Here is a 10,959-nt window from a genome sequence, read left to right on the forward strand (position 1 = left end):
GGGACTTAGCGTCTCACCGCGCCATAGATTTCGGTAATGTCGCCGAAAGATTTCGAAAGGCAACTCCGCGATGAGAAGACACGCCAGCCTCCCGCGCACCCTCGCCGGTGGCACCGCCCTGCTCCTCGGCCTGACCCTGACCGCCTGCGGCAGCAGCGGCTCCGGCTCCTCCGACGCCTCCGGCGGCCAGATCCACGTCCTGGTCTACGGCGACGCCACCAACAAGGTCGAGACCCAGATCGTCGCCACCTTCAACAAGACCTCCAAGGTCAAGGCGGTCCTCGACACCATTCCGGGCGCCGACTACCAGCAGAAGCTCCAGACGCTCATCAACACCAAGCAGGCCCCGGACGTCTTCTTCAACTGGGGCGGCGGGTCCATCGCCCCGTTCGTCAAGGCCGACCTGCTGATGCCGCTGGACGACATGATCAAGAAGGACCCGGCGCTGAAGGACAGCTTCCTGCCGTCGGTCTTCAACACCGCGGTGGTCGACGGCAAGTCCTACGGCATCCCGATGCGCGGCACCCAGCCCGTCCTGCTCTTCAACAACAAGAAGGTGCTCGCCGACGCCGGTGTCGCCGAGCCGAAGACCTGGGACGACCTGCTGAACGCCGTCCGCGCCCTCAAGGCCAAGGGTGTCACCCCGATCGCGCTGGGCGGCGGCGACCAGTGGCCCACCCTGATGTGGTTCGAGTACGTCTACGACCGGGTCGCCGGGCCGGGCCTGTTCGAGAAGGCGCTGGGCGGCGACAAGTCCGCCTGGGACAGCGAGGACAGCAAGAAGGCGCTCGGCATGCTCAAGCAGCTGATCGACGCCGGCGCCTTCGGCAGCAACTTCGACTCGGTGAAGTTCACCGACGGCGGCTCCCCGGCGCTGCTCGCCCGCGGCAAGGCCGGCTTCGAGCTGATGGGCTCCTGGGAGTACTCGACCCAGCAGGACGCCAACCCGGGCTTCACCAAGAGCGACCTCGGCTACGGCTCCTTCCCGACCGTCGCGGACGGCAAGGGCGACCCCAAGGACGTCGTCGGCAACACCAACAACTTCTACTCGGTGCTGAAGAAGACCAAGCACCCCGAGGCCGTCGCGGAGTTCCTCAAGCTCCAGTACTCCGACGAGTTCGTCCAGGCGCAGCTGGCCATCGGCAACCTGCCGACCACCACCAACACCCCGAAGTTCCTCGGCAGCGCGGCCAACCCGGACTACTCCTCCTACCAGTTCGACCTGGTGAAGCAGGCGCCCTCGTTCCAGCTCTCCTGGGACCAGGCGTACCCGCCGGCGGCCATCACGCCGATCCACCAGGCCGTCCAGCAGTTCTTCAACGGACAGCTCGATGCAGCCGGCTTCGTCAAGGCCATGCAGGCCCTGCCGGCGAGCTGACACAGACTCGGAAACCCCATGACCACGACCGTCACCGCCGCAGTTGTGGAGAGGCGCCGGCCCGCCAGCCGGACCGGCGCCCTGGTGACCCGCCCGGGCTTCGTCTGGGCGGTCCCCGCCACCCTGTTCTTCGTCCTATTCGCCATCGTCCCGCTGCTGCTGGTCGCCGTCCTGTCGTTCGTCCACTGGGACGGCCTGGGCTCACCGGAGTTCGCGGGCTTCGACAACTGGGTCACGCTCTTCCACGACCCCGTCATGATCAAGAGCCTCTGGCTCAGCCTGCTGCTCACGCTGCTCGGGGTGGCCTTCCAGACGCCGATCTCGCTGCTGCTGGGCGTCTGGGCGGCCGGGCACCAGCGCAACCGGGCGGTGCTGTCGGCGATCTACTTCGTCCCGCTGCTGCTCTCCGCGACCGCGGTCTCGGTGCTCTGGCGGGCCCTGCTCGACCCGAACTTCGGCGTCCCCGCGCAGGCCGAGTGGCTGTTCGGCGACGGCAACCTGCTGGGCCACCAGACCACCGCGATCGGCGTCCTCGTCCTGGTCGGCATCTGGCAGTTCACCCCGTTCCACACGCTGATCTACCAGGGCGCCGCCCGGGCCGTCCCGCCGGTGCTCTACCAGGCCGCCGCGATCGACGGCGCGGGCACCGTGCGGCAGTTCTTCCACATCACACTGCCGCAGATGCGCAACGCGATCATCACGTCCACCATCCTCATGGTGGTCGGCGGGCTGACCACGTTCGACACGGTGCTGATCCTGACCCAGGGCGGCCCGGGCACCGACACCACGATCAGCGCCTACTACATGTACCAGAAGGCCTTCAAGGGCTTCGACTTCGGCGCCGGCTCGGCGATCGCGCTCGTCCTGGTGATGGCCGCGGCGCTGGTCTCGCTGGTCGTCGTCCGCCTCTCCGGCTACGACCGGATGCGCAGCACCACGGAGGGACTGTGACCACACGCCGCCGCCCCAACGTCCTGGCGGGCCTGGGCTCGCTGATCTGGCTGCTGGTGGTCGGCCTCCCGCTGTACGTGATGCTGGCCGCCACCCTCCAGACCCGCGCCGACTACGCGGAGTCCGGCCCGCTCGGCTGGCCCGCGCACCTCACCCTGCAGAACTACCTGGACGACTTCTCGTCGGGCTTCGGGCAGTACTTCCTCAACACGGTGATCGTCACGCTGAGCGTGGTCGCCATCGTGCTCGCGGTCGTCCCGCCGCTGTCGTACGCGATTGTCCGCAGCCGGGGCCGGATCACCACCGGCGTGTTCCGGCTGTTCCTGCTGGGCCTGGCGATCCCCGCCCAGGCGGTGATCGTGCCGATGTTCTACGTCATCAGCAAGGCCGGCCTGTACGACAACCTGCTCGGCGTGATCCTGCCGACCGCGGCCTTCTCGCTGCCGGTCTGCGCGCTGATCCTCACCGGCGTGATGCGCGACATCACCCCGGAGCTGTACGAGGCGATGGCGATGGACGGGGCGCCCCCGTGGCGGGTCTTCCTCCAGCTGGTGCTCCCGCTGTCCAAGGGAGGCCTGTCCACCATCACCGTCTTCGCCGCCCTCCAGGCGTGGAACGGCTTCCTCTTCCCGCTCGTGCTCACCCAGTCCGACGACACCAAGGTGATCACCCTCGGGCTCTACAACTTCCAGACCCAGTACGGCGTCAACGTGCCCGGCCTGCTGGCCGCGGTGGTGCTGTCCATGCTCCCCATCCTGCTCGTCTACCTGTTCGCCCGCCGCGCCCTCGTCCAGGGGCTGATGGGGGTCGGAGGAAAGTGACCGACACCGTGAACACGGCCGCCCCGGAGAGTCCCTCCACCACGCCCGTCTGGCAGGACACCGCGCTGACCGCCGCCGCCCGCGCGGACGCGCTGATCGCCGAGATGACCCTGCCGGAGAAGATCGCCCAGCTGTTCGGCGTCTGGGTCGGCGCCGGGGACGACGGCGGCGAGGTCGCCCCGTTCCAGCACGAGATGGAGGAGGCGGTCGACCTCGACGCGCTTCTCCCGCACGGACTGGGCCAGCTGACCCGGCCGTTCGGCACCGCGCCGGTCGACCCCGCGCTCGGCGCGCTCTCCCTGATGCGCACCCAGCGCCGGATCGCCGACGCCAACCGCTTCGGGATCCCCGCGCTCGCCCACGAGGAGTGCCTGGCCGGCTTCGCCGCCTGGCGCGCCACCGCCTACCCCGTCCCGCTCTCCTGGGGCGCCGCCTGGAACCCGGAGCTGGTCCGGGAGATGGCGGAGGCGATCGGCCGCGACATGCGCGCGGTCGGCGTCCACCAGGGCCTGGCCCCGGTGCTGGACGTCGTCCGCGACGCCCGCTGGGGCCGGGTCGAGGAGACCATCGGCGAGGACCCGTACCTGGTCGGCACCGTGGCGACCGCGTACGTCCGGGGCCTGCAGTCCGCCGGCATCGTGGCCACCCTCAAGCACTTCGCGGGCTACTCGGCCTCGCGGGCCGGCCGCAACATCGCGCCGGTCGCCATGGGCACCCGCGAGCGGGCCGACGTCATCCTGCCGCCGTTCGAGATGGCCGTCCGCGAGGGCGGCGTCCGCTCCGTCATGCACGCCTACACCGACACCGACGGCGTCCCGTCCGCCGCAGACCACGAGCTGCTCACCGGCCTGCTGCGGGACACCTGGGGCTTCGAGGGGACGGTCGTCGCCGACTACTTCGGCATCGCCTTCCTCAAGACCCTGCACGGGGTGTGCGGCACCTGGGCGGAGGCCGCCGGGGCCGCGCTCGCCGCCGGCGTCGACGTCGAACTGCCCACCGTGAAGACGTTCGGCCGGCCGCTCGCCGAGGCCGTCGCCGACGGCCGGGTGCCCGAGCGGCTCATCGACCGCGCCCTGCACCGCGTCCTCACCCAGAAGGCCGAGCTCGGCCTCCTCGACCCGGACTGGACGCCCGTCCCGGCGGCCCTGGCCGGCCGCGACCTCAGCGACCCGCGCGCCCTGCGCGGCACCGTCGAACTCGACCCGGCGGGCAACCGCGCGCTCGCCCGCGCCCTCGCGGAGCAGGCCGTCGTCCTGCTCCGCAACGACGGCACCCTCCCGCTCGCCCGGCCCGCCCGGATCGCCCTGATCGGCCCCAACGCCGACGAGGCACGCGCCGTCCTCGGCTGCTACGCCTTCCCCGTGCACGTGGGCGGCCAGCACCCGGACATGCCGCTCGGCCTGCACCTGCCGACCCTGCGCGAGGCGCTGGCCGCCGAGTTCCCCGACAGCGGGATCACCCTCGCCCGGGGCACCGGCATCGACGACGGCTCGACGGACGGCTTCGCGGCGGCCCTCGCGGCGGCCCGCGGCGCCGACGTCGCGGTGCTCGCCCTGGGCGACCGGGCGGGCCTCTTCGGCCGCGGCACCAGCGGCGAGGGCTGCGACGCGGAGAGCCTGGAACTGCCCGGCGCGCAGCAGCAACTGCTCGACGCACTGCTCGACTCCGGCACCCCCGTCGTGGTCGTCCTGCTGGCCGGCCGGCCGTACGCGCTCGGCCGGGCCGTCACCGAGGCGGCCGCGATCGTGCAGGCGTTCTTCCCCGGCGAGGAGGGCACCACGGCCGTCGCCGGCGTGCTCAGCGGCCGTACCGAGCCCTCCGGCCGGCTCCCGGTCAGCGTGCCGCGCCGGCCCGGCGTCCAGCCGTCCAGTTACCTGTCCGCGCGGCTGGCCCAGGCCACCGACGTGTCCAGCACCGATCCCACCCCGGCCTACGGCTTCGGGCACGGGCTCGGCTACACCGCCTTCGACTGGTCCGACCTCGTGGTGATGAACGAACAGGCCGACACCGCGGGCGAGTTCCACCTGGCGCTGACCGTGCGCAACAGCGGTGCGCGCCCCGGCACCGAGATCGTCCAGCTCTACCTGCACGACCCGGTCGCCTCCGTGGTCCAGCCCGTCCAGCGGCTGATCGGCTACCACCGGATCGAGCTGGCACCCGGCCAGGCCCGGCGGATCCCGGTCACGGTCCCCGCCGACCTGGCCTCCTTCACCGGGCGCGACGGCCGGCGGACGGTCGAACCGGGCGCCCTGGAGCTGAGGTTCGCCGCCTCCAGCACCGACGTCCGCCTCACCGCCCGGGTCGAGCTCACCGGGCCGGTCCGCCCGCTCGACCACACCCGCCGCCTGCACGCGTCCTTCGACGCCGGGTAGGCCGGCCCCAGACCCGCCTGCCCCGGCCCCCCCCCCGCCCCCGCGCCCCCGCGCCCCCCCCCCCCCCCCGCGAGGCGGGGGCGCGCCGCCCCCGGGGCGGGGCCCCGCCGGTCCCACCCCGACACCAGGAGCGGCCCGTGCACACCGACCTGACCGAGCCCGAACTCCGCGCCTACCGGAGCACCCAGCAGGCGCCGGCCGACTTCGACGCCTTCTGGGCGGCGGCCCTGGACGAGGCCAGAGCGGCCGGCGGCGCGGTCGCGGCCGAGCCCGTCGACACCGGACTGGCCACCCTGGACGTCCTCGACGTCACCTTCCCCGGCCACCGCGGCGAGCCCATCCGCGCCTGGCTGCGGCTGCCGCGCGGCGCGGACGGCCCGCTGCCCGCCGTCGTCCAGTACGTCGGCTACGGCGGCGGCCGCGGGCACGCGCTGGAGAACCTGCTCTGGGCGTCGGCGGGCTACGCCCACCTGCAGATGGACACCCGCGGCCAGGGCTCCGGCTGGAGCCGCGGCGACACCCCCGACTCCGGGCCGGCCGGACCGCAGGTGCCCGGTGTGATGACCCGGGGCATCACCGACCCGCACGACTACTACTACCGGCGGCTGTTCACCGACGCCGTACGGGCGGTGGACGCCGTCCGCAGCCTGCCGCAGGTCGACCCGGCCAGGGTCGCCGTCCTCGGGCAGAGCCAGGGCGGCGGCACCGCGCTCGCCGCGGCCGCCCTGCTGCCGGACCTCGCCGCGGTCGTCGCCCATGTGCCGTTCCTCTGCGACTTCCCGCGGGCGGTCGTCGCCACCGACGCCTACCCGTTCCGGGAGATCGCCGACTACCTCGCGGTGCACCGCCGCAGCGAGCAGGCCGTGCACCGCACCCTGGCCTACGTCGACGGCGTCAACTTCGCCCGCCGGGCGCGCGTCCCGGCCCGCTTCTCGGTGGCGCTGATGGACGCGGTGGTGCCGCCGTCCACCGTCTACGGCGCCTACCACGCCTACGCGGGACCGAAGGAGCTCGACGTCTGGCGCCACAACGGCCACGAGGCCGGCGGGCCGGACGACGACGAGGCGGCGCTGCGCTTCCTGGACGGGCTGCTGCGGCCCGGCCGGCGCACCCCCTGACGGCGGCCGGCGCGGCCGTCAGCCGGCCGGTCCGGCCGGGTCGACCCGGTACCAGACGGCGTTGCCCGGTGCCGGGTTGAAGTCGTAGCGGACCCCGGTGCGGCCGAGCCCGACCAGGGCGAGCGAGGTGGTCGCCCAGACCCGGCCGTCCCCGAAGTCGCGGTGCTGGACGAGGGCGGCCGGGTCGGTCCGGTCCAGGCCGTCGCCGTCCGCGATCGCCGGCCAGTCGCCCCACACCGCCCCGGTGGGGGCGTCGGGACCGTCGGCGGGGGAGAGCGGCGGCTCGGGACGGCGGACGGCGGCCAGCCGCGGCCGGAAGTGCGCCAGCCGGGCCGCCATCATCCGCGCGGCGCGCTCGGAGGAGGTGCGGTGCGAGGCCCGGCCCTCCATGCCGTCGTTGATCACCGCGTGCAGGCCGGGCCCCAGCGTCCGGCGGGTGAGCTCGGTGCCGCTCCAGCTCAGCATCGACACCTCGTCGGGTGCGGCGGTGATCAGGTGGAACGGGTCGTAGCGCGCCCAGTCGCGGTCGTCCAAGGGGTCGCCGTCCGCGGCCAGCAGGGGCAGTTCACCGCGGGAGAGCCGCCCGGCCGGATCGGCGGGGCGGCCGAAGCCGTTCAGGATGCAGGCCAGCCGGGGGGTGCGCCCGGCGCCGCCCGGGTCCAGCGCCAGCCAGGTGCCGCCCGCCAGCAGGTCGAGGCCGCCCAGCAGCCGCGGCCGGTCCGGCCAGTGCCGGGCGGGCGGCAGCCAGGCCCGGTCGGCGTACTCGTCCCGCGCGGCGAGGGCGAGGACCGGCACCGGCGACGCGGGATCGAAGCTGACGAACACGGTGCACACGGCGCATCCCCTCACCCCGAGACGGTCTCCCGCCGATCCTCGCACAGCGGGCGGGACCTTGATCGGGTGCCGACCGGAACCGCCGGTCTACCGCTTGCTGCCGTCGACGATCACCGGCGTGCCGGTCGAGCCGCACGGGCTGGCGTAGACCGGGTTCTTCTCCGCGGCGGCCTTGAAGGCGTCGATGCACTGGCTCATCAGCATCCGGTCGGTCAGCGAGTTGGCGATCACGGTGTTGGCGGCCGCGGTGCTCTCCGAGTCGATCTTCCGCTTCTCCGCCTCGGCCTTCGCGGTCCGCACCGCGGCCTCGGCCCGGGCGGTGGCCTGGTCCTGCTGGATCTTCAGGTCGATGGCCTTCTGCAGGTCGTCGCTGGGCTTGACGTTGCGCAGGTTGACCCCGTTGACCAGGATGCCGCGCGGCGCCAGCCGCTCGGTGATGAGGCGGCCGATCTCGGCGCCGATCGCCTCGCGCTGCGAGGAGTAGCCCTCGACGGTGGTGTGCCGGGCGAAGACGTTGCGGACGATCTCCCGGCTGTCCGGGTAGACCAGCCGCTGCTGGACGGCGGTGCCGCTGCCGGCCAGCTTGAAGAGCGCCTGGGTGTGCGCGGGGTCGATCGACCACTTCACGGTGAGGTCGGCGTAGAGCACGCCGCCCTCGGAGGAGCGGACCTCCACGGTGTCCCGGCCGGTCAGGTCGAGATCGGCCGGCCGGGTGGAGAAGGTGGTGACGTCGGTCAGCGGCGACTTGAGGTGCAGTCCGGACTGCCAGGTGCTGCCGACCGAGCCGAGCGTGGTCGGCACCGCCACCTCGTACGGCTCCACCACGTAGGCCACGGTGGCGAGTCCGGCGAGCAGACCGGCCGTCAGCGAGAGGACGGCGCCCGCGGTGGCGAGGCGGGACGGGGTGATCCGGCGCAGCCGCAGGACGAGCAGCACGGTGCCGGTCACGAGGAGCAGCAGGGAGAGAAAGAGCATCGTCACGTCTTCCGGCTCTGATGATCAGGTTGTCCGCAGCCTAGGGATCGGGTGTTCGAACGGGGTTGCGTTCAGCGGATGTTCATCGCACGGGTGCGGTTCCGGGACATCCGGCGCGGCCCCGTTCGGTACGGTGCGAACTCAGTACGGCGCGTATTCAATACGTCGTGTATCGTCGGCCCGTGAGCACATCGGACGCTGCTGCCCGCCCGCCCCGGCGGAGGGTGCACACCCGGGCCCGCCTGCTGGAGGCGGCCGGCCGGGTCATCGTCGAACGCGGGTACGCCCAGGCCACCATCGAGGACGTGTGCGCGGCCGCCGGGTACACCCGGGGCGCGTTCTACTCGAACTTCGCCGGCAAGGACGACCTGGTCCTGGCACTCTTCGACCACCACGCGGCGAACCGCCTCGACCAGCTGGAGCGGCTGCTGGACGGGCCGTCGCAGGACCGGCTCGGCGGGCTCGCCCGCTCCCTGCTGGAGGTCGACCCGGTCGAGCGGAACTGGATCCTGCTCTTCCTCGAGTTCCGGGTGCACGCCGCCCGGGACCCGCAGCTCGCCGCCCGGCTCCACGAGCACGACCGCGCCGTGACCGACGCGCTGGCCGGCCTGCTGGAGCGCTCCCGGCCGGAGTCGGCGCGGTCCGCCGTCCCGCTGCGCAGTGTCGCCGCCACCCTGCTCGCCGTCCGCGAGGGCATCCTCGCCCGGACGGCGGGGGAGGGCCCCGGGGCCCGGGAGGCCCTGGACGACGCCGTGCGGACGCTGTCCGTGGTCCTGCCGCAGCTCGGCATCACCCCGGCGCCCGGCGGGCCGGACGGCACCGTGCCGCACTGAGCCCGCCCCCCCGCCGCGCCGGGCGCCCGCGCCGGGCTCCCCGCGCGGCGGACGCCTGCCCATCACCACACTCCCGCGGGGGGACTGTCATGCAACGGATACCAGGCACTCCGGACACCGGACCCGTCGACCCGAGGCGCTGGAAGGCCCTGGCCTTCATCGGGCTGGCCCAGCTGATGGTCGTCCTCGACACCACCGTCGTGAACATCGCACTGCCCTCCGCCCAGCACGACCTGGGGATCTCCGACGGCAACCGCCAGTGGGTGATCACCGCGTACTCGCTGGCCTTCGGCGGGCTGCTGCTGTTCGGCGGCCGGATCGCCGACCTCGTGGGCCGCCGGCGGATGTTCACCGTCGGCCTGATCGGCTTCGCCGGCGCCTCCGCCCTGGGCGGCGCGGCCGTCGGGACCGCCACCCTCCTGGCCGCCCGCGCGCTGCAGGGCGTGTTCGGCGCGCTGCTCGCTCCCGCGGCCCTGTCCCTGCTGTCGGTGATGTTCGCCCGCCCGGCCGAACGGGCGAAGGCGTTCGGCATCTACGGCGCCATCTCCGGCGGCGGCGGCGCACTGGGGCTGATCCTCGGCGGCGCCCTCACCGAGTACCTGAGCTGGCGCTGGGCGCTGTTCGTCAACATCCCCTTCGCGATCGCGGGGATCGTCGGCGCCGTCACCGTCATCCGCGAGCCCGCGGACCGGCGGTCCGAGCGGCCCCGCCTCGACGTGCCCGGCGTACTGCTGGCGACCGCAGGCCTCGTCGCGCTCGTGCTCGGCTTCTCCAGGGCGGAGACCGAGGGCTGGCAGGCCCGCGGCACCGTCGGACTCCTGGTGGCGGCCGCCGTCCTGCTGGGCGTGTTCGTGCTGGTCGAGAGCCGGACCACCGCGCCGCTGCTCCCGCTCCGGGTGATGACCGACCGCAACCGGGGCGGGGTCTACCTCTCGCTCGGGCTGGCCGTGGTCGGCATGTTCGGCCTCTTCCTGTTCCTCACCTACTACCTGCAGGCGGTGAAGGGGTACTCCCCGGTCGCCACCGGGCTCGGCTTCCTCCCGATGATCGTCGGCATGGTGGCCGGCTCCACCCAGATCGGCTCCCGGCTGATGAACAAGGTCCCGCCCCGGCTCCTCATGGGCCCCGGGTTCCTGGCCTCGGCACTCGGCATCCTGCTGCTCACCCGGCTCACCCCCGACAGCCCGTACGCCGCGCTGGTGCTGCCGGCCCAGGTCCTGCTCGGGCTCGGCATGGGGACGGCGTTCATGCCCGCGACCAGCCTGGCCACGCACGGGGTGCTGCCGCGGGACGCCGGGGTCGCCTCCGCGATGGTCTCCACCTCGCAGCAGGTGGGCGGCGCGATCGGCACCGCGCTGCTGAACACCGTGGCGGGCAGCGCCGCCCACCGGTGGTCCGGCGCGCACCTCGCCGAGGCACGCTCGCTCGGTGCCGCGCAGTTCGCCGACCGGGCGGCGGTGCACGGCTTCGCCACCGCCTCCTGGTGGGCGGTGGCCGCCCTGGCCGCGGCGGCCGCAGCCGCCCTCATCCTGATCGACGCCCCGCGCCAGGGCGCCGCGCCCGCCGACGGCGAGCCGGCGCAGCCGCCGGTGCCGGCCCTGCACGGTTGAGCCCGCCGGAGGGCTCCCGGCCGGGAGCCCTCCCGCGCGGCCACGTGCTCAGCCCGCGAACACGGCC

The 10,959-nt window shown here is 73.5% G+C and carries 9 protein-coding genes; 7 read left to right on the forward strand and 2 right to left on the reverse strand.

Annotated features, from left to right (window positions below; all coding sequences use genetic code 11):
• Positions 1–70: 70 nt before the first annotated feature.
• The 5 genes from ACFV0G_RS05800 to ACFV0G_RS05820 all read left to right on the forward strand — a co-directional run bounded on the left by ACFV0G_RS05800 (position 71) and on the right by ACFV0G_RS05820 (position 6,640).
• The gene (locus ACFV0G_RS05800; protein WP_380542189.1) at positions 71–1,378 is read left to right on the forward strand and encodes an extracellular solute-binding protein; all 1,308 of its coding nucleotides are present in this window, start codon (positions 71–73) and stop codon (positions 1,376–1,378) included.
• Positions 1,379–1,396: 18 nt separating this feature from the next.
• Positions 1,397–2,329 carry a carbohydrate ABC transporter permease gene (locus ACFV0G_RS05805; RefSeq protein WP_380542192.1) on the forward strand — a complete coding sequence of 311 codons (933 nt, stop codon included), beginning with the start codon at positions 1,397–1,399 and terminating at the stop codon, positions 2,327–2,329.
• Positions 2,326–3,150 (forward strand): carbohydrate ABC transporter permease, encoded by an 825-nt coding sequence (locus tag ACFV0G_RS05810; protein ID WP_380542195.1) that lies wholly within the window; start codon positions 2,326–2,328, stop codon positions 3,148–3,150. Before ACFV0G_RS05805 ends, ACFV0G_RS05810 begins: the two co-directional genes overlap by 4 nt.
• On the forward strand, positions 3,147–5,522 hold the full coding sequence (locus ACFV0G_RS05815) for a beta-glucosidase (RefSeq protein ID WP_380542198.1): 2,376 nt from the start codon (positions 3,147–3,149) through the stop codon (positions 5,520–5,522). Before ACFV0G_RS05810 ends, ACFV0G_RS05815 begins: the two co-directional genes overlap by 4 nt.
• A 137-nt stretch (positions 5,523–5,659) precedes the next feature.
• Positions 5,660–6,640, forward strand: coding sequence for an acetylxylan esterase (locus tag ACFV0G_RS05820; protein ID WP_380542201.1), 981 nt, complete (start codon positions 5,660–5,662; stop codon positions 6,638–6,640).
• Positions 6,641–6,658: 18 nt separating this feature from the next.
• Here the strand turns inward: ACFV0G_RS05820 and ACFV0G_RS05825 are convergent, their stop codons facing one another.
• Both ACFV0G_RS05825 and ACFV0G_RS05830 read right to left on the reverse strand, forming a co-directional pair.
• Positions 6,659–7,474 carry an NRDE family protein gene (locus ACFV0G_RS05825; RefSeq protein ID WP_380542204.1) on the reverse strand — a complete coding sequence of 272 codons (816 nt, stop codon included), beginning with the start codon at positions 7,472–7,474 and terminating at the stop codon, positions 6,659–6,661.
• 87 nt (positions 7,475–7,561) lie between these two features.
• Positions 7,562–8,449, reverse strand: a complete 888-nt coding sequence (locus ACFV0G_RS05830; protein ID WP_380542207.1) for a prohibitin family protein — start codon at positions 8,447–8,449, stop codon at positions 7,562–7,564.
• Positions 8,450–8,631: 182 nt separating this feature from the next.
• Between ACFV0G_RS05830 and ACFV0G_RS05835 the strand changes: the two genes are divergently transcribed.
• Together ACFV0G_RS05835 and ACFV0G_RS05840 are read left to right on the forward strand one after the other, a co-directional pair.
• On the forward strand, positions 8,632–9,282 hold the full coding sequence (locus ACFV0G_RS05835) for a TetR/AcrR family transcriptional regulator (RefSeq protein WP_380542210.1): 651 nt from the start codon (positions 8,632–8,634) through the stop codon (positions 9,280–9,282).
• Between the two features lie 89 nt (positions 9,283–9,371).
• Positions 9,372–10,892 carry an MFS transporter gene (locus ACFV0G_RS05840; RefSeq protein ID WP_380542213.1) on the forward strand — a complete coding sequence of 507 codons (1,521 nt, stop codon included), beginning with the start codon at positions 9,372–9,374 and terminating at the stop codon, positions 10,890–10,892.
• Positions 10,893–10,959: the final 67 nt, after the last annotated feature.

Origin of the sequence: Kitasatospora sp. NPDC059571 (genome assembly GCF_042735675.1) — a bacterium.
Classification (GTDB): Bacteria; Actinomycetota; Actinomycetes; order Streptomycetales; family Streptomycetaceae; genus Kitasatospora.